Raw genomic sequence first — 17835 nt, 5'->3', positions numbered from 1 at the left:
TTGTAAAACATTATAAATAAAGGAAAAACAAAATGGACGACAATTATTTTAAATCATAGATTTTACCATTATAAACCACCTTTTGTACAGACCCGGGGAATGTCTTTATTTCAACCTCACCGAGCCGCCTTGAAGCCTTATAAGGATTGACGATGTATCGGATAGCTTTTTCCTTATCTGTATGCTTTCCGATCCAGAAACAGGCTTTATCCCCTTTCTTTACCGAAAGAAGTTTGTCCTTATACAGATCGTGGACGAGGATTTCTTCTCTTCGGTTTTCTGCTATATTCAAGCCTGTTCTCACTATAAAAAATGCCAGAATTGCCATAATCAGATTCGCTGCATTTTTAAAGTTGAACTGTAAAATAGCAAACCGCAGCACATATAGTATCACTCCTAAACATAAAACTTCCGTTAAGCTCATGGGGATATTCTCAAAAAATAAGGCATCAGAATCGGCCAGCCGGTGAATGGTTTCAAGTAAAAACCGTATCATAATATCATATATACCATTGAGAAAGAACAGGTCTGCTCCTAAAGCAATTAATCCCGCCATCAAAAATGAAAACACAATAATAATCTCTGAAAAAGGAACAATAATAAGATTGGCAACAATGGAAATAAAGGAAAACTGATGAAAATAATACAGAACCAGAGGCAGTGTGGCCACTTGTGCCGAAACGGAGATTGAAGCGGTGTTGAAAATAACTTTCTTCATAAAATTATCCGGTTTCGGGAAATAATTTAAAATAGGCTGGTTTAGCCAGAAAATGCCGAAGACCGCCAGAAAACTCAATTGAAACCCCACATCAAAGATCTGCTGGGTATTGAAGATCAGGATAAAAAAAGCTGACAAGGCCAGCGAATGCAATAGATCCGGTTTTCTCTGAAGCAAAACATATATCTGGTATACACTCAGCATGATACAGGAGCGTAAGACAGAATTTCCAAAACCAATGAGCGCTGCAAACAGCCAGATGAAAACCAGGCTCAGAATAACCGCATATCTCCTGAATCTCAAGGGAAAAATCCTGATAAGCATAAAATAGAAGATCCCGAAGATCACTACGATATGGGTTCCTGAAATCGCCAGGAAATGGACTAATCCCGATTTATTAAAATCCCGGACTGTATCATCGTCAATTCCCGTTCTGTCGGCCAGAATGATCCCTTTTAAAAACTCCCTTGAAGCTTTAGACATTTCAGACTTATCAATACGCTGCAATATTTCGTGTCTTTTTTGTAAAAACCTTTCGCTAAAGCTTAATTCCTTCCGTATACCTGGCAGAATATCACCTTTAATGTAACATTGATATTCAATATTCTTTCTTTGCAGGTATTGGGCATAGTCAAACTGAAAATCGTATTGGGGCGATCTCGGCCTTGTTATATACGCTTCCACTTTATAATAATGATTAAAATCAAGGTCCTTACTGTTTTGGGGAACAAAAACGACAGCTCTAAAATCTTCCTTCCCCACCTGAACGACCGCCTCATATTTTTTATTTTTCTCAGTCGGCTTTAATTTTCCGGTGATCCTGAAAACCATTGTTTCCATTGAAGAATCCTGAATATTCTTTGGTGAAATCCCATTGAAAAAATGCAGCACAATTCCCGCTCCAAAAAACAGGATGCATACCAGGCCGGGCCTTATCTTAAATAAAAAATAAGATCTGAACAATGTAGAGATCAGAATCAAAAAACAAAACCCGGACACCAGATACACCGGTTTCCCGGTCAGGGCAAACCTGTCCTGAAACAAAATCCCGGAAATAAAACATATTACCAGGATAAGAAGAGGTTGTTTATCAAACTGGCGCAATTGTTTTTAAATTAAGATGATAATCTATTTGCCTAAAATTTACATCATTTCGGGAAACGGGATCGTTTGGGCAGATGTATGGGCTCAGTATTTCAAAGCTTCACAATAATTTCAGCTGCCTTTTCGCTGGCCCCTTTTCCACCGAGCTTCTCCCGTAACAGTTCATAATCATTCAAGACCTGGCGCCTCTTATCTCCTTCTAAAATCTTCCTGAGCTCTTCAACCAGGTGCCTGGTATTCAGATCATCTTGTATCAGCTCCTTTACCACTTCCCTGTCCATAATAAGATTAACCAGGGAAATATATCTGATATTCTTTACCAACCTTTTGGCAATGGCATAGGAGATCTTACTTCCACGGTAACATACAACTTCAGGAATATTCAGCAAAGCTGTCTCTAAGGTGGCCGTTCCGGAAGTCACAAGAGCTGCTTTTGAACATCTCAACAGATCATAGGTTTTATTAGAAACAAAATGAACGTTATCATCCACATATTTTTGGTAAAATTCTTCCGCCAGGCTTGGAGCTCCGGCAATAACGAACTGATATTCCTTAAAATACGGTCTTACGGAAAGCATTATTTCAAGCATTTTTTCCACTTCCTGTTTCCTGGAGCCCGGTAAAAGTGCAATGATCTCTTTTTTATTCAATCCGTTTGCTTCCTTAAAGCCGTCAGTGTCAATATCCTGAAGGCTGGAAATGGCATCGAGCAGCGGATGACCTACAAAATGAGAATGAACACCATGCTTTTTATAAAAATCTTCTTCAAACGGAAGAATCACCAGCATTTCATCTACATATTTTTTGATGATTTCCACTCTGCTTTCCTTCCAGGCCCAAAGCTGTGGAGAAATATAGTAAACCACTTTGGTACCTGATTCTTTAGCAAACTTTGCGATCCTGAGATTAAACCCCGGATAATCTACGAGGATCAGGACATCGGGGTGGTAGCTTTTGATGTCCCGCTTACAGAATCTGATATTATTCAGGATTGTCCTGAGGTTTTTTGCAACTTCCAGAAATCCCATAAAAGCCAGATCCCGATAGTGTTTTACCAGGGTTCCGCCTTGGGCTCTCATGAGATCCCCTCCCCAAAATCTGAATTCTGCATTCGGGTCTTTCTGTTTCAGCGCTTTCATCAGATTGCTTCCGTGCAAATCCCCGGAAGCTTCTCCTGCAATAATATAATACTTCATTTCTATAATAAGGATAGAGAACAATTAAGATTTTGTTGATCTTAAATTTGTAAATTTGTTCAAAGATAACGATAAAAATGTCAGAAGAATTTGAAATCCGAAATAAAGTTGCAGAAAGCGGTCTGGTAAATTTTGATCTCTCTGATCTTGTTCCTAAAGGCATCAGAAAAGGGATCGACCTGAAAGATTTCCTTTTTATGGAAATGATTTTAAAGGAAAAAGATTTCCGGGAAAAAGTAGCTGCCCTTGATATTGAAGAATACAGGGACGCTTATGTGTATATATATAATTCTGCAGATGCCATTGTTCCGCTTTGGGCTTATTTTTTAATAACAGCCCGGCTTACAGATGTCACAAAAAAAATAGTTTACGGAAACCGGGAAGACCTGGAAGTTATTTTAATGCATAATGCCATCCAGACTTATGATTTCAGTGAGCTAAGAGGCAAAAGAGTATTGGTTAAAGGCTGCTCAGACAGAGAGATCCCTGAAAATGCCTATATAGAACTGGTAGAACAGTTAAAGCCCATAGTAAAGTCTCTGATGTTCGGAGAAGCTTGTTCCAATGTTCCCATTCTGAAAAATTAAAATTATTAAGCATCAACAGTTTATAGAAATTCATAAACTTTAACAATAATTTTAGATAAAAATAAGTTATTGGGGAACATTTTTTGATAACTTTGGTTTCTAACACTAAATAAACACAAGCTATGAGTCTAATCGACCTACTCACAGGAAACACCAGCAACCAGATTGCTGATCAGGCAGAAAATAAATTCGGAATCAACAGGAATCAGGTTATTGCTCTACTGGCAGTGGCAGCTCCGTTAATTATTTCATATCTTAGAAAGAAATCTCAGGACGCCAATGAGGCGGAAGCTTTAAATAAAGCACTGGATAAAGACCATGATGGAAGTATTCTGAATGATCCATCACAGCTGGAGACCAGACAGGCTGAAGGCGGATCAATTCTCAATCATATTTTTGGGGGTGATAAGAACAATGTAGAAAATCAGCTGTCCCAGAATACGGGCATTTCAATTGATAAAATCGGTCCTGTACTAGCTATGCTGGCTCCTGTAATCATGGGATATATAGGCAAAGAAAAACAACAGAACAACGTTGGAGCAGGGGGCTTGGGAGATCTTTTGGGAGGAATTTTGGGCAATGCTTCCAATCAGGCTCAGGCTCAGCAATCTAACCCGTTGAACGATATTTTAGGAAGTGTTCTGGGAGGTGCCCAATCCCAGTCATCCGGAAACCCGCTGAATGATATTCTTGGAAGTGTTCTTGGTGGAGGCGGAAATCAGCAGCAGGGAGGCGGATTAGGAAGCATCCTTGGAAATATTTTAGGAGGAAAATAATTTAATTTGTATACCAACAAAAAAGGCCGAGGATTATTTCTCGGTCTTTTTTGCCTTTTTAGCTTTAGGCTGTTCCTCAGCTTCTTCTTTATCCGCCACCATGACGGATGATTTAGAAGCCTTTCTTGGCCTGGTTTTACCATAGCTTCCGGAGTTAATCTTACCCCTTCTTGTTTTTTTGTCACCTTTTCCCATAGTTAAGTATTTGTTGATTCAAAGCTAAATTAAAATATGAGCGGTAAATAATCAAAATTTAATCGTTAAAATTTTTATAAACTAAACCTCAACGGTTTTCCATTTCCCCCTTTTAAACAAAATAAAGGCAACAATTGTGATCAAAGCCTCCGCCGACGGAATTGATATAAAAACGCCTTCCGGCCCCATCTTAAGATGTTTCGAAAGGAAATATGCCAGCGGGATCTGAAACAGCCAGAAGCCGAAAAAATTCACCCAGGTCGGCGTCCAGGTATCTCCTGCTCCATTAAAGGCATTGATCATTACCATTCCGATCCCGTAAAAAATAAACCCGATGCTCATGATATGAAGCGCGTTCTTAGCGAAATTTTTGATTTCAGCTTCTAATGTGAAAAAACTAACCAGGAAGTTACCCAACAAGAGAAATATTAAGCTTACGGTTACCATGAAAAACACATTATACTTTACTGTTTTCATGACAGCTTGTTCTGCTCTCAGTATTTCTCCGGCTCCCATGTTTTGCCCTACCAGGGTAGAAGCGGCACTACTCAGTCCCCAGGCCGGGAGCATGAAGAACATCATTAGCCTTAAAGCGGTCTGATAGCCCGCCGAAGCATTTTCTCCTCCGGTTGTCGCAACCAGCTGAGCTAAAAATATCCAGCTACAGGAAGCAATCACAAACTGAAAAATCCCGGGAGTTGCAATTTTTATGATGGATCTTATCAGATCAGGGTTTGGCTTAAAATACCCGAAACGAATCCTAATTTGAGTATCCGCAATAAGAAGATGATATAATTGATACATCACCCCGATACTTCTTCCAATCATCGTTGCCAGGGCTGCTCCCGTTAATCCCAAAGGAGAAACCGGACCGAAGCCTTTGATCAGAATGGGACAGAGAATAATATTGGCAATATTCGCAATCCAAAGGGACTTCATAGCAATTGCCGCATTTCCTGCCCCTCTGAAGATTCCATTGATCAGGAATAAAAGCATGATAATAACACTGCTTCCCATCATAATTCTTGTGAAGTTCTTTCCATAAGCGGCCGCCTCGGGTTTGGAGCCCATCAGAACCAGGATTTCCTCAGCATAAACAGCACCCAGCGCACTCAAAATAAAAGCCACTACAAATGACACCAATAGAACCTGTGCCGCGCTTCTGGAAGCCTGTTCGGGATTCTTCTCCCCTATTCTACGGGCTACCATTGCCGTTGCAGCCATACTCATCCCGATCGCGATGGAATAGATGATAGAAAGAACAGACTCTGTAAGGCCTACGGTCTGGATTGCAAAGCCACTTTCCTCCAAATGCCCAACAAAATACAGATCTACCAATGCAAATACAGATTCCATCGCCATTTCAAGCATCATCGGAATGGCAAGAAGCAAAACAGCACTTCTGATCGATATTTTTGTATAATCCGTTTCTTCGCCACTCAACGCCCTTTTCAGAAAATTCACATACTTTTTCATAATCTTATTTTCGGTCCGACAAAAATATTTATTCAAAAGCAATTAAAACTTAGCATATGGAAAGTTTTAAAAATATCTTCAAAGTACTTTATATCAGTTTGCTTTAAAAATCTTCAAAAATCCTATCTTTGCAAACGAAATTCAGACTATAAAGTCTAAATCTGAAGTCTAATATTTTTATAACATCTAAAACAAATGTTTCGATCACACACCAACGGAGAGCTGTCTCTAAAAAATCTTAATGAAGAAGTTACACTTTCAGGATGGGTACAAACTATCCGTGATAAAGGATTTATGATTTGGATAGATCTTCGGGATCGTTACGGGATCACTCAGCTGGTTTTTGATCAGGAGCGTTCTTCTGCACAGCTTATGGAAGACGCTAAAAAGCTGGGACGCGAATTTGTGATTCAGGTTTCAGGAAAAGTAATTGAAAGGGTAAGTAAAAATCCCAATATTCCAACCGGCGAAATTGAGATTTTAGTTGAAAAATTAACGGTACTTAATGACGCCCAGCTTCCACCTTTTACCATAGAAGATGAAACGGATGGTGGTGAAGAGCTGAGAATGAAATACCGTTACCTGGATATCAGGAGGAATCCGGTGAAAGATAAACTGATCTTCCGTCATAAAATGGCTCAGAAAGTAAGAAATTACCTTTCAGATCAGGGATTCATTGAGGTGGAAACCCCTGTTTTGATCAAATCAACACCGGAAGGGGCAAGAGACTTTGTTGTACCGAGCAGAATGAATCCGGGACAGTTTTATGCATTACCGCAATCACCGCAAACATTCAAACAGCTTCTGATGGTGGGAGGAATGGATAAGTATTTCCAGATCGTAAAATGTTTCCGGGATGAAGACCTAAGAGCTGACAGACAGCCGGAATTTACACAAATCGACTGTGAAATGGCCTTTGTGGAACAGGAAGATGTAATGAATATTTTTGAGGGAATGACCAAAACCCTTCTTAAGGATATTACCGGTAAAGATTTCGGAGCCTTCCCGAGAATGACCTTTGCTGAGGCTATGAGACGATACGGAAATGACAAGCCGGACATCCGTTTCGGAATGGAGTTTGTGGAACTGAATGAGCTTGTAAAAGGAAAAGATTTCAAAATATTCGATGATGCGGAACTGGTGGTAGGAATCAATGTTGAAGGCTGTGCAGAATATACGAGAAAACAGATAGACGAGTTGGTAGATTGGGTAAAACGCCCACAGATCGGAGCTTCCGGGATGGTTTGGATAAAATTCCAGAACGATGGTGTGAAAACCTCTTCCGTAAACAAGTTCTATAATGAAGAAGATCTGGCAAAAATCATAGAAAAATTCGGTGCTAAGGAAGGAGACCTGATGCTCATTCTTTCAGGAAATGAAAACAAAGTGAGAACACAGCTTTCTGCTTTAAGAATGGAACTGGGGAACCGTTTAGGATTAAGAAAAGGCGATGAATTTGCCCCGCTTTGGGTGGTAGACTTCCCGCTTTTGGAATGGGATGAAGAAACGGGAAGATATCACGCGATGCATCACCCCTTCACGTCTCCTAAACCGGAAGATATCCATTTGCTGGAAACGGATCCCGGAAAAGCAAGAGCCAACGCTTACGATATGGTGCTAAACGGAAATGAGATCGGAGGCGGATCCATCAGGATTTTTGATAGAGAGCTTCAGTCAAAAATGTTTGACTTACTAGGTTTTACAAAAGAAGAGGCAGAAGCCCAGTTCGGATTCCTAATGAATGCTTTCAGGTACGGAGCTCCTCCACATGGCGGCCTGGCGTTCGGATTCGACCGGCTGGTAGCTATTCTTGACGGAAATGAAGTGATCAGGGATTATATTGCTTTTCCTAAAAACAATTCCGGACGTGATGTAATGATTGACGCTCCTTCAGCCATCGCCGATGAGCAGCTTGACGAATTGCAATTACGATTAAACTTAAAAGCATAAATTTAAAGCGGAGAAAAATCTCCGCTTTTTAATTCGATCAAAAACAAACCATGACTGAACCCTTAATTTACAATACTCCTAATTCAGAAGAAATTTTACGCAATATTTATACATTTGAAATCCAGCGGAACTGGAAAAAGAACCTGGCCAAAAACAATAAGAATCTGTTTTGGAGCATAGTTTTTATTTTGTTGGCTGCCTTTTTATTTATCTACCGACAATCCATTGCCTATTTTTTTGCCGGACTGGCTCTGATGTACATCATCATATTCATCAATTATCGTATCGCCTATAAAAGGCATAAGAAAAAAATGAGTGATCTGCTGGAAGAAGAGATCAAAAATTTTCGTCAAAATCCGAAAGATGTTATCTGGGAGTTTACGCCTGATTATTTCAGATTCCGAAACTATAAACACGATTTTAAATTTACCTGGGAAGGTATTACCTACTGTGTTTTGGAGAACAAATACCTTTACATAACCGTTATACCTTATCTGAATTTCATCCTGGACAAAGATCAAACGAATGAAACTAATTTCCAAAAGACATTGGAATACCTTAACCATAAATCAAAAATAAAAGACATCTAATTATTAATATCCTTTTTTAACGGCACAATGATTGCACGCTCTTACACAAAACGTAAGACAATGAAAGCAATCTGGAACGGCGCCATTGGCTTTGGTTTAGTCAATATTCCTGTAAAAATTTACTCTGCAACGGAAACCAGTAAACTGGATCTCGATATGCTGGATAAATCTGATTTTTCCAACATCAAGTTCAAAAGGGTAAACGAAAATACAGGTAAAGAAGTAAAATGGGAAAACATCGTAAAAGCTTATCTGATGGACGACAAATATATCGTTCTTGAAGATGAGGATTACGAGGCGGCAAGTCCCGAGAAAACAAAAATACTGTCTATTGACCAGTTTGTAAAGGAAATTGAAGTGGACAGTATTTATTTTGAGACTCCTTATTATCTGGAACCTCAGAAAAACGGAGAAAACGCATACAGGCTTTTATTAAAAGCGCTTCAGGAAACTGAAATGGTAGGTATCGGAACTTTTGTCCTTCGTGAAAGCGAAGCTATCGGAATGATCCGCCCTTACAATGATGATATCTTAGTTTTAAACCGGTTAAGATTCGATCAGGAGATAAGAGACTATGCGGATCTTAAAATCCCCGCTAAAAAAGCTCCGAAACCGGCCGAGCTCAAAATGGCCATAAGCCTGATAGAACAGCTGTCCCAGGAATTTGATCCTACCATGTATAAAGATACCTATTCCGAAGAACTGATGAAGATCATCAAGCAGAAGGCTAAAGGTAAAAATATCAAAGCCAGAAAAGCTGAACCTGCACGGGAAGGCAAAGTGATTGACCTCATGGCACAATTAAAGGCCAGTTTACAAAATACGAAATCTAAAAACGCATCGTAATGGCTCTTAAAGATTATCAGAAAAAACGTAAGTTTGATGAAACCAGCGAACCTGAAGGTAAAAGAAAAAAAAGCAAAGACAAGCTTATTTTCGTCATCCAAAGGCATGCTGCCACCCGTCTTCACTATGATTTCCGCTTAGAAATGGAAGGTGTTCTGAAGAGCTGGGCAGTTCCCAAAGGCCCTTCCTTGGATCCTAAGGATAAACGGCTGGCCATGATGGTGGAAGATCACCCTTACGATTATAAGGATTTTGAAGGAAATATTCCCGAAGGTAACTATGGGGCCGGACAGGTAGAAATCTGGGATAACGGGACCTATGAGCCTCTGGAGGAAAATACTAAGCTTTCCGACGAAAAGCAACTGCTTAAGGAGTTACATGAGGGATCATTGAAATTTATCCTGCACGGTAAAAAGCTTAAAGGAGAATTTGCCTTAGTCAAGATGAAAAATTCCGAAGACAATGCCTGGCTCCTGATAAAGCATAGGGATGAATATGCCGAAAGCCCTTATGATGCGGAAGAGCACACTTCTTCAAAATCCCTCGTTACAAAATTTTTAGAGGAAAAAAAAAGCCTAAAAAGCGGCAAAAAAAAGTTGTAGCCACGAAAAACAATTCCGAAGAGTTCGGAAATCTTACTCCTCTGGACGAAGAGAAAAAGCTTAAAAATTTTATCAGGCCCATGCTTGCTAAATTATATGATAAAGCTTTTGATGATAAAGACTGGATCTTCGAAATTAAATGGGATGGTTACAGGGCCATTGCCGACCTTAGGGAGCATTCCCCACTTTTCTATTCCCGGAACGGGATCTCATTTTTATCCAAATTTGAAAAAGTTGCCCGGGATCTCAGCCGGCAAACCCAGCAGATGATCGTTGATGGTGAAATCGTAGCTTATGACGATCAGGGAAAACCTAACTTCCAGCTGTTACAGCAGATCGGGGACAATCCCAATTTAGCGCTGGTATATCAGGTCTTTGACCTGTTATGGTTGAACGGGCATTCTACGGAAGAGCTTCCGCTCCTGCAACGGAAAGAGCTTTTAAAAGAGGCATTGGTGGAAACCGATACAATTAAATATTGCGACCATATCCCGGAAAAAGGCATCGCCTTTTTTGAACAAATGAAGGAAATGAAACTGGAGGGAATGATTGCAAAAAAAGCGGACAGCCAATATATTGAAAATCACAGGACCACCGATTGGCTCAAGATAAAATTCACCAATACTGATGAGGCCATTATCTGCGGATTTACCGAGCCAAGAGGTTCCAGAGAAAGCTTCGGTGCGCTCATACTCGGAAAATATATCGATGGCAAATTAACCTATTGCGGTCACACAGGTACCGGTTTTAATAAGGAGTCTTTAAAAAGCTTATACCAAAGGCTTGAAAAACTTATTGTAAAAAAAGTTCCTTTTGAAAAAGTTCCGAAGACCAATATGCCTGTTACCTGGATAAAGCCTGAATTAGTCTGTGAGATCAAATTTTCTGAGATTACAAAAGACGGCATTTATCGCCATCCCGTGTTCATGGCCATCCGTGAGGACAAGGAACCTGAAGAGATCGGAAATTCTTCGGCCAGTAAAATAAACCCCATCACCGAAAAATCTAAAGAAATGAAAACTAAAAATCCCTCTAAAAAAGAAAAGAACCATTCTGAAAAAGAAAAGGAAATAACGTTGAACAGGCATACCGTAAAGCTAACCAACCAGGATAAGATCTATTTCCCGAAAGACGGTATCACCAAAGGTGATGTGGTGGAATATTATCAATCTGTAGCTGAATATATTCTGCCTTATCTGAAAAACCGTCCTTTATCTTTAAACCGCTTTCCTAACGGGATCGAAGAACAGGGATTCTATCAGAAGGATGCCAGTGACAACATTCCTGAATGGGTAAAAACAACACAGGTCTTTTCAGAATCCACAGATAAGTACATTGATTATATTTACTGCAATGACAAGGCTACCCTGGCCTATCTCAATAATCTGGGCTGTATTGATATGAATCCTTGGAACAGTTCACTTCCGGATCTGGAATATCCTGATTATCTGGTTTTAGATCTGGATCCATCAAAGAAAAATACTTTTGACGATGTCATCGAGACGGCACTACAGGTGAATGAAGTTTTAAATTCAATCAAAATTAAAGGCTATTGCAAAACATCAGGAAGTACAGGAATCCATGTCTATATCCCGATGAACAGTAAGTATGATTATGATCAGGTAAAAGATTTCGCCCATATTCTTATGAAACAGGTAAACGAGCAGCTTCCCGAGCTTACAACCCTGGAAAGAAGCCTGCAGAAAAGGAGTGAAAACAAGATCTACCTGGATTACCTTCAGAACAGACAGGGGCAAACCCTGGCAAGCTCTTACAGTTTGAGGCCTAAAGAAGGAGCTTCTGTATCCATGCCTCTGGATTGGGATGAGCTAAAGCCGGGATTAAGACCTACCGATTTTAACATTCATAATGCTCTGGACAGGATAAAGAAAAAAGGAGACCTTTTCAAACCTGTACTGGGAAAAGGCATTGATATGATAAAGGCCCTGGAATTGCTGCAGAACAATCAGTGAGATCAGGGAAGCCTGGCTACCAGGTTTTCGGGTAAAATCTTAAGGATAAAATGAATCATTTTCCATTTAAGGTTGGGGACAATAGTGAAGGAATTACCGGCATTAACAATAAATGTTGCCACATAGCCAGGCTCCATGATTAAAGATTCATTAAGCTTCAGGCCCTTATTGATTTTGGTCCGGATATAGCCGATTACCAAAGCATTAACGATTATCTTTCTTGATGCCAGCTCCTGTCTCAGTCCCGCCAGATACTGGGTAAATGCGGCCTTAGTACTGCCATAAATGAAATTGCTTTTTCTTCCTCTTACCCCGGAAAGGGAGGATAAACCTATAATCCTCTCCAGATTGCTGTTGCTTTTATCCATAGCAATGATATTCAGAATGGAAACAGCGCCCATATAGTTGACCAGCATCATTTGCCGGGCACCTTTGAAATCGTGCAAGGCCTTCCCGTTGTCCACCAAAAATCCGGCAGCATACACTACAATGTGGGGTTTTACATACAGTTCATCATAAAATTTCCGGTGGGAATCAAAATCGACCGCATCAAAATATAGTATCGAAACTTTTAGTTCCAATGCATTTTCTTTTACAAAATCCTTCAATGCATCAGTATTCCGTGAAGCTGCGATCACCGAAAATCCTTTTTTCACATATTGCCTGATACATTCTTTGGCAACATCTGAGTTCGCCCCCAGAATAAGAACTGTTTTATCCATCTTTTGGTTTATTTGGTCAAAGATAGTTTAAACCTTTATAACAACAATGATGCACGATAACACTGAATATCGGGATATAAAAGTTTCGGCGCGGTGAACTTCGTTCACCGCGCCGAACACAATATTATCCAACTGAATTATTTCTTTTCAGTTTCAATTTCTTTTTTATCAGCTGCTTTGTCATTTTTTGATGCCTTTTCTCCAAAGCGGGCTTCCGTAAATTCTCTGGAAACAGCTGCTTTCTCAAATTTCAGCTTTCCGGATAATGTCTCAATAACAAAACCGTCTTCCTGGATCTGGGCAATCCTGCCATGCAGACCGGAAGTAAGCACTACCCTGCTTCCGACTTTCAGGTTATCCTGAAAATTCTTTTCCTGCTTTTGCTTTCTCATCTGTGGCCTTATCATCAGGAAATAAAAGCCTACAAACATCACACCCATCATGATGAGCATCATAGAAGAAGAACCTTGTGGCTGTGCCTGTAAAAAGATTGTTAACATATTCATTTAATTATGGTTGAATATTCGCGGTGAATGTTAGTTTAATCGGAGACTTTTCAACATTGGCAAAAACATCTGCATATTTCTGAACGTTTTGTTCAAAATTTGAAGAATCAAAGTGCAGGGTGATCTTTCCTTTTTTGCCCGGTAAGATTGGCTCTTTTGTAAAATCAGGGACCGTACATCCGCATCCCGGTCTTACCTCAGAAATCACCAGCGGGTTTGTTCCTGTATTGGTAATTTCATATACATGTTCTACTTTATCTCCTTTTTTTATCTTTCCGAAATCAAAGTTACTTTCAGATAAAGCAATGGTTGTTAACGGCTGATCAGGCTGGGCTGAAGCCGTTTCTCCACTGACTGCAGAGGTTGCGGCAGAATCTGCCGGCGCAGAGGTTACTGATGTGGCCGCTGTAGAATCTGTAGCTACAGTTTCAGCAGTTTGAGTTTCTTTGTTTTCCTTTTTGCAGGAAACCAATCCAAAACCTATGATAGATAGAGCGATAATTGATAACGTCTTTTTCATGTTTAAATTCTATTTTGATCTTTACAATATTTATCTAAAATCCCGTTGATGAAAATATTCGACCTGTCTGTGGCAAATACTTTGGCAATTTCAATATACTCATTGATTATTACTCTTGAAGGCGTAAAAGGAAAATGATCTAGTTCTGCAATGGCTGTTGACAAAATTACTTTATCCATTAAAGACACTCTTTCAAGATCCCAGTTATCCAGTCTTTCCGCTAATTTCTTTTCATTGTTTTCCCAATTGTTCAGGGTATCTCTCAAAAGCTTGCTGGCAAAGGTTTTATCATCCTCATCTTTAATCATTTTAATCAGTGTCCTGCTTTCCTCATCCTCTTTCATAAAGCCGATAGTCTTCTGAACCATAGAATTAGAGATATGGATATCATCGGCCCATGACAATTCTTTATCTTCAATATGATCATGAAAATCATCATTTTCCGCGATATAACGTAAGAACAGCTTCCCAATGAACTTCTGATCTTCCTCAAAAGAATATCCTTCTTCCTTCATAAAATCCTGGTACCGTTTCCCGGCGGTAATTCTCTGGAAAGTCTTTACCAACAAATCATCATGCAGATCCCATTTCAGTTCTTTATGCTGGCCGGTGAAGAACAATCGTTCCGGATTTTCTTCAAGCTTAATCAATATCTGGTTATTGATGAACTTCTGATTGGGGTTGAGATCGGCTTCCGTTTTAAGGAATTTGTTTTTCCCTATTTCAATCTGATGTTCAGCCAATTCTTTCAGAGCAACAAGAAAATTGAGCTGATAGATATACAGATGATAGATTTTCTCTATTCCAGAGAACATGTTTTTCTCTAAAACATCAAATTTTACTGGGTTCTGATAGTATGAGTACACGGTCTCCACTATTTTTTCACGGATTTGTCGTCTTCCTAACATTCAAAGAGCTTTTTTATGGGGGCAAAGATACAAAAATTAAAATTTATGAAATTCGTAGTATGCTGGTATTTTTTGTAATTTTGTAAAACTTTATGAAAGCATTAAAAACCTTAAACCCTTACTTTTGGAAGCACAAAATATTATTGTTTTGGGGGTTGCTATTTATTATTGCCAGTAATTTTTTCAACATTTATAAAGTTCAGTTCGTAGGAAAATCAGTGGATGAGCTTACAAAAAGCGGTAATTTAGGCTTTAACAGGCAGGTACTGATTTATGTCGCCATTATTGTAGGTTGCTCGCTTCTGACCGGGTTCTTCACTTTTATGATGAGGCAAACGATTATCGTAGCTTCCAGAAGAATTGAATATGAATTAAAAAATAAAATTTATAACCATTACCAGGAACTATCCCTCACTGATTATAAACAAACCACCATCGGCGACCTTATGAACAGGTTGAGCGAGGATGTGGTGGCTGTAAGGATGTATCTGGGACCTGGGGTGATGTATGTCGTCAATTTGCTGATCTTACTTTTAATCACCAGCATTTATATGATAAAGACAGATGTTTCAATGACATTATGGACATTATTGCCACTTCCCATCTTATCATACGTCATATTCAAGGTAAGTTCCATTATCAACCAGAAGTCGAAGGTGATGCAAAAAAGCCAGTCTGCTATTTCTACCTTTGTTCAGGACAGCTTTTCCGGCATCCGCGTAATAAAATTCTTTGCCAAGGAAAAATATATTGAGAAAAACTACGGGTTAAAAATTACTGATTACCAGGATAAAGCTTTGGATTTGGCAAAAACTGAGGCCTATTTCTTCACGATTATTCTGTTTGTTATCGGTTTATTGAATGTTGCCGTGATCCTGATTGGTGGAGAGAAATATATCAGCGGGCACTTAAGCGTCGGTAAAATTGCCGATTTCTTTATGTATATCAATATCCTGATCTGGCCGTTTTCTATGGTTGGTTGGGTAACTTCTGTAAACCAGCGGGCTGAGGCATCTATGCAGAGAATCAACGAATTTCTGGATAAAAAATCCGAGATTATCAATAGCAATTTTGATGTCTATCCTATCAAAGGTGATATCGAGTTCAGAAATGTTTCCTACGTTTATCCGAACACAGGAATTAAAGCCCTGGATAATTTAAGCTTTAGCATCAAAGCAGGAGAGTCCCTGGCGATCATGGGTAAGACGGGAAGCGGTAAATCCACAATTGCTTTATTGCTTTGCCGGCTGATTGATCCTACGGAAGGAGAAATTTTAGTTGATGGCAAAAACCTTAAGGAACACAATTTGGATAACTACAGAAAATTTATAGGATATATCCCCCAGGAAAGCTACCTGTTTTCAGATTCCATTGAAAACAACATCGGCTTTGCCATTGATAAGCCATCCCATGAAAAAGTAGTAGAGTATGCGAAGATCGCCGATGTTCATAAAAACATTGTGGAATTCAAAGACCAGTACAAAACAATGGTTGGAGAACGTGGAGTGATGCTTTCGGGAGGACAAAAACAAAGAATTTGCATTGCAAGAGCCCTTATCAAGGACCCGAATATTATTATTTTTGATGATTCCCTGTCCGCTCTGGATACGGAAACAGAACAGAATATTCTTGAAAATATTGAGGCTAAAATCCACAATGCTACATCCATAATTATCACACACAGAGAGTCTAGCGCTCAAAAAGCAGATAAAATTATTAATCTTACGGAAATTAGCAATTCTATAACCGCTTAGCCCTTTTATTTTGAATTGTTAAATAAATCATAAAAAAAATTTTGTGATTAAAAGAAAACTTTTATATTTGTTCCTAACAAGATTAAAAAATATCTAACAATGAGTGAATACAAGGAACGCCACGAAAATGAAATTTTCACGAAGGTGTTAAAAGCAGGAAGAAGAACTTATTTCTTTGATGTGCGCGAGACAAAAGCGGGAGATTATTATCTTACGATTACCGAAAGTAAAAAGAACTTCGGGGAGAATGGGGAAGCCACATTTGAGAAGCACAAGATTTACCTTTATAAGGAAGATTTTAAGAGTTTCCAGGAAATGTTTAATGAGTCTACAGATTTCATCATTAATGAAAAAGGTGAGGATGTAATTTCTGAAAAGCATGATAAAGACTTTAAAAGCAGATCTTACACTATAGATTCAGATGACGAGGTTTAAACCAAAACAATATTAAAAACACAAGCATCTTTTCCCGGATGCTTTTTTTATACCCCGATCTGAATAAAATGATCAGAAATAAAAAAGCACACCGTAAAGTGTGCTTTTCAGGGTGACTGATCGGGATCGAACCGACGACCTTCAGGACCACAATCTGACGCTCTAACCAACTGAGCTACAATCACCGTTTTGTGGTTGCAAATATAGCACTTTTCTGTTAATTACAAAACTATTCCATCAAAATTTTTCAATGCCATCAGCTTCTCTGTTGTAAATCCCTCAGCATAAGTAACTCCTGATAATCTTCCCAGGTCTTGCGCCCGGTAAGTAAGGCTTTCAAAAAAGTCTTTCGTGGCTATAGGAGTTATAGGCTCCTTGGAATCAGGATCATAAAACTGGGTTTTAAATGCCATACAGGCTTCTATTTTCTTATCGAGATGTTCCGATATGTCTATCACAAATTCCGGCTGGATATTCTTCCACTGGATATAATGAAAAATATGTTTCGGTCTCCATACTTCCTGATTTTCTCCTTCCTCTACGGTTTCAATTTTTCTCAGGCCGGCTAAAAAGCACGCATCTGATACTAATTTCGCCGCTTTTGCATGATCCGGATGTCTGTCATCAATAGCATTCGCCAGCACGATTTCCGGGCGGTATTTGCGGATCATTTTTACGATCTTCATCTGATATTCCTCAGAATTTACCAAAAATCCGTCTTTCATTCCCAGATTCTCCCTTGCTGAAACTCCTAATATCTTAGCGGAGGCAGCTGCTTCTTCCTTTCTGGTTTCATCCGTCCCACGGGTTCCCAGCTCTCCTTTGGTAAGGTCTACAATGACACATTTTTTACCTTCCGAGACCATTTTGGAAATTGTTCCGCCACATCCCAGTTCTACATCATCAGGATGGGCTCCAAAAGCTAGTATATCTGTTTTCATACTCCCAAAGATAAGATTTAAAATAAAAACTTCCCA

The 17835-nt window shown here is 39.3% G+C and carries 18 protein-coding genes and 1 tRNA gene; 9 read left to right on the top strand and 10 right to left on the bottom strand.

The features are described 5' to 3' along the window. Positions 1–43: 43 nt before the first annotated feature. Both ABMQ40_RS06265 and lpxB read right to left on the bottom strand, forming a co-directional pair. Positions 44–1822, bottom strand: coding sequence for a ComEC/Rec2 family competence protein (locus tag ABMQ40_RS06265; protein ID WP_370897663.1), 1779 nt, complete (start codon positions 1820–1822; stop codon positions 44–46). Between the two features lie 92 nt (positions 1823–1914). Continuing rightward, a complete protein-coding gene (gene lpxB / locus ABMQ40_RS06260; RefSeq protein ID WP_370897661.1) occupies positions 1915–3018 on the bottom strand; it encodes a lipid-A-disaccharide synthase in 1104 nt (367 codons plus the stop codon). Between the two features lie 77 nt (positions 3019–3095). Between lpxB and ABMQ40_RS06255 the strand changes: the two genes are divergently transcribed. Together ABMQ40_RS06255 and ABMQ40_RS06250 are read left to right on the top strand one after the other, a co-directional pair. Continuing rightward, entirely contained in the window at positions 3096–3605 is a 510-nt protein-coding gene (locus ABMQ40_RS06255; RefSeq protein WP_370897659.1) for a DUF2480 family protein, read from the top strand. Between the two features lie 122 nt (positions 3606–3727). Continuing rightward, on the top strand, positions 3728–4381 hold the full coding sequence (locus tag ABMQ40_RS06250; protein ID WP_370897657.1) for a DUF937 domain-containing protein: 654 nt from the start codon (positions 3728–3730) through the stop codon (positions 4379–4381). Between the two features lie 33 nt (positions 4382–4414). Here ABMQ40_RS06250 and ABMQ40_RS06245 read toward each other — a convergent pair whose 3' ends face one another. Together ABMQ40_RS06245 and ABMQ40_RS06240 are read right to left on the bottom strand one after the other, a co-directional pair. Further along, a complete protein-coding gene (locus ABMQ40_RS06245) occupies positions 4415–4576 on the bottom strand; it encodes a 30S ribosomal protein THX (RefSeq protein ID WP_370897655.1) in 162 nt (53 codons plus the stop codon). Between the two features lie 81 nt (positions 4577–4657). After that, positions 4658–6052, bottom strand: coding sequence for an MATE family efflux transporter (locus ABMQ40_RS06240; protein ID WP_370897653.1), 1395 nt, complete (start codon positions 6050–6052; stop codon positions 4658–4660). A 195-nt stretch (positions 6053–6247) separates the two neighbouring features. Between ABMQ40_RS06240 and aspS the strand changes: the two genes are divergently transcribed. The 5 genes from aspS (at position 6248) to ligD (ending at position 12013) form a co-directional block, all read left to right on the top strand. After that, entirely contained in the window at positions 6248–8002 is a 1755-nt protein-coding gene (gene aspS / locus ABMQ40_RS06235; protein ID WP_370897651.1) for an aspartate--tRNA ligase, read from the top strand. 50 nt (positions 8003–8052) lie between these two features. Further along, positions 8053–8592: a hypothetical protein gene (locus ABMQ40_RS06230; protein WP_370897649.1), complete on the top strand. Its 540-nt coding sequence runs from the start codon at positions 8053–8055 to the stop codon at positions 8590–8592. Between the two features lie 60 nt (positions 8593–8652). Further along, positions 8653–9438 carry a non-homologous end joining protein Ku gene (ku, locus tag ABMQ40_RS06225; RefSeq protein ID WP_370897647.1) on the top strand — a complete coding sequence of 262 codons (786 nt, stop codon included), beginning with the start codon at positions 8653–8655 and terminating at the stop codon, positions 9436–9438. After that, on the top strand, positions 9438–10040 hold the full coding sequence (locus ABMQ40_RS06220) for a DNA polymerase ligase N-terminal domain-containing protein (protein ID WP_370897645.1): 603 nt from the start codon (positions 9438–9440) through the stop codon (positions 10038–10040). The genes ku and ABMQ40_RS06220 overlap by 1 nt, the downstream gene beginning before the upstream one ends. Before the next feature lie 80 nt (positions 10041–10120). Then, positions 10121–12013, top strand: a complete 1893-nt coding sequence (gene ligD, locus ABMQ40_RS06215) for a DNA ligase D (protein WP_370897643.1) — start codon at positions 10121–10123, stop codon at positions 12011–12013. A gap of 2 nt (positions 12014–12015) precedes the next feature. On the opposite strand, the gene ABMQ40_RS06210 is transcribed toward ligD, so the two are convergent. The 4 genes from ABMQ40_RS06210 to ABMQ40_RS06195 form a co-directional block, all read right to left on the bottom strand. Next, positions 12016–12735 (bottom strand): SDR family NAD(P)-dependent oxidoreductase, encoded by a 720-nt coding sequence (locus tag ABMQ40_RS06210; protein WP_370897641.1) that lies wholly within the window; start codon positions 12733–12735, stop codon positions 12016–12018. A gap of 137 nt (positions 12736–12872) precedes the next feature. Next, positions 12873–13235 carry a preprotein translocase subunit YajC gene (gene yajC / locus ABMQ40_RS06205; protein ID WP_370897639.1) on the bottom strand — a complete coding sequence of 121 codons (363 nt, stop codon included), beginning with the start codon at positions 13233–13235 and terminating at the stop codon, positions 12873–12875. Positions 13236–13245: 10 nt separating this feature from the next. Next, positions 13246–13761: a DUF1573 domain-containing protein gene (locus ABMQ40_RS06200; protein WP_370897637.1), complete on the bottom strand. Its 516-nt coding sequence runs from the start codon at positions 13759–13761 to the stop codon at positions 13246–13248. 2 nt (positions 13762–13763) lie between these two features. Continuing rightward, positions 13764–14669, bottom strand: a complete 906-nt coding sequence (locus ABMQ40_RS06195) for a transcription antitermination protein NusB (RefSeq protein ID WP_370897635.1) — start codon at positions 14667–14669, stop codon at positions 13764–13766. A gap of 92 nt (positions 14670–14761) precedes the next feature. On the opposite strand from ABMQ40_RS06195, the gene ABMQ40_RS06190 reads away from it, so the two are divergent. After that, positions 14762–16423 carry an ABC transporter ATP-binding protein gene (locus ABMQ40_RS06190; protein ID WP_370897633.1) on the top strand — a complete coding sequence of 554 codons (1662 nt, stop codon included), beginning with the start codon at positions 14762–14764 and terminating at the stop codon, positions 16421–16423. A gap of 99 nt (positions 16424–16522) precedes the next feature. Beyond that, on the top strand, positions 16523–16858 hold the full coding sequence (locus ABMQ40_RS06185) for a DUF3276 family protein (RefSeq protein ID WP_002976288.1): 336 nt from the start codon (positions 16523–16525) through the stop codon (positions 16856–16858). Between the two features lie 111 nt (positions 16859–16969). Here the strand turns inward: ABMQ40_RS06185 and ABMQ40_RS06180 are convergent. Both ABMQ40_RS06180 and bshB1 read right to left on the bottom strand, forming a co-directional pair. Next, positions 16970–17043 (bottom strand) — tRNA-His (locus ABMQ40_RS06180). 36 nt (positions 17044–17079) lie between these two features. Then, positions 17080–17799 carry a bacillithiol biosynthesis deacetylase BshB1 gene (gene bshB1 / locus ABMQ40_RS06175; protein ID WP_370897630.1) on the bottom strand — a complete coding sequence of 240 codons (720 nt, stop codon included), beginning with the start codon at positions 17797–17799 and terminating at the stop codon, positions 17080–17082. Between the last annotated feature and the right edge of the window lie 36 nt (positions 17800–17835).

It is taken from the genome of Chryseobacterium gossypii (assembly GCF_041361455.1).
Lineage (GTDB): Bacteria > Bacteroidota > Bacteroidia > Flavobacteriales > Weeksellaceae > Chryseobacterium > Chryseobacterium gossypii.
The sequence above is the reverse complement of the archived record's forward strand: the minus strand, read 5'-3'. Positions and strand labels throughout refer to the sequence as shown.

What these genes read in the sequence shown, in the direction of transcription:
- ABMQ40_RS06185 (WP_002976288.1), top strand. Translation starts at nt 16,523, where the DNA reads ATGAGTGAATACAAGGAACGCCACGAAAATGAAATTTTCACGAAGGTG.
- ABMQ40_RS06255 (WP_370897659.1), top strand. Translation starts at nt 3,096, where the DNA reads ATGTCAGAAGAATTTGAAATCCGAAATAAAGTTGCAGAAAGCGGTCTG.
- yajC (WP_370897639.1), bottom strand. Translation starts at nt 13,235, where the DNA reads ATGTTAACAATCTTTTTACAGGCACAGCCACAAGGTTCTTCTTCTATG.
- aspS (WP_370897651.1), top strand. Translation starts at nt 6,248, where the DNA reads ATGTTTCGATCACACACCAACGGAGAGCTGTCTCTAAAAAATCTTAAT.
- ABMQ40_RS06210 (WP_370897641.1), bottom strand. Translation starts at nt 12,735, where the DNA reads ATGGATAAAACAGTTCTTATTCTGGGGGCGAACTCAGATGTTGCCAAA.
- ABMQ40_RS06190 (WP_370897633.1), top strand. Translation starts at nt 14,762, where the DNA reads ATGAAAGCATTAAAAACCTTAAACCCTTACTTTTGGAAGCACAAAATA.
- ABMQ40_RS06245 (WP_370897655.1), bottom strand. Translation starts at nt 4,576, where the DNA reads ATGGGAAAAGGTGACAAAAAAACAAGAAGGGGTAAGATTAACTCCGGA.
- ABMQ40_RS06250 (WP_370897657.1), top strand. Translation starts at nt 3,728, where the DNA reads ATGAGTCTAATCGACCTACTCACAGGAAACACCAGCAACCAGATTGCT.
- lpxB (WP_370897661.1), bottom strand. Translation starts at nt 3,018, where the DNA reads ATGAAGTATTATATTATTGCAGGAGAAGCTTCCGGGGATTTGCACGGA.
- ku (WP_370897647.1), top strand. Translation starts at nt 8,653, where the DNA reads ATGAAAGCAATCTGGAACGGCGCCATTGGCTTTGGTTTAGTCAATATT.
- ABMQ40_RS06195 (WP_370897635.1), bottom strand. Translation starts at nt 14,669, where the DNA reads ATGTTAGGAAGACGACAAATCCGTGAAAAAATAGTGGAGACCGTGTAC.
- ABMQ40_RS06230 (WP_370897649.1), top strand. Translation starts at nt 8,053, where the DNA reads ATGACTGAACCCTTAATTTACAATACTCCTAATTCAGAAGAAATTTTA.
- ABMQ40_RS06240 (WP_370897653.1), bottom strand. Translation starts at nt 6,052, where the DNA reads ATGAAAAAGTATGTGAATTTTCTGAAAAGGGCGTTGAGTGGCGAAGAA.
- ABMQ40_RS06220 (WP_370897645.1), top strand. Translation starts at nt 9,438, where the DNA reads ATGGCTCTTAAAGATTATCAGAAAAAACGTAAGTTTGATGAAACCAGC.
- ligD (WP_370897643.1), top strand. Translation starts at nt 10,121, where the DNA reads ATGCTTGCTAAATTATATGATAAAGCTTTTGATGATAAAGACTGGATC.
- bshB1 (WP_370897630.1), bottom strand. Translation starts at nt 17,799, where the DNA reads ATGAAAACAGATATACTAGCTTTTGGAGCCCATCCTGATGATGTAGAA.
- ABMQ40_RS06200 (WP_370897637.1), bottom strand. Translation starts at nt 13,761, where the DNA reads ATGAAAAAGACGTTATCAATTATCGCTCTATCTATCATAGGTTTTGGA.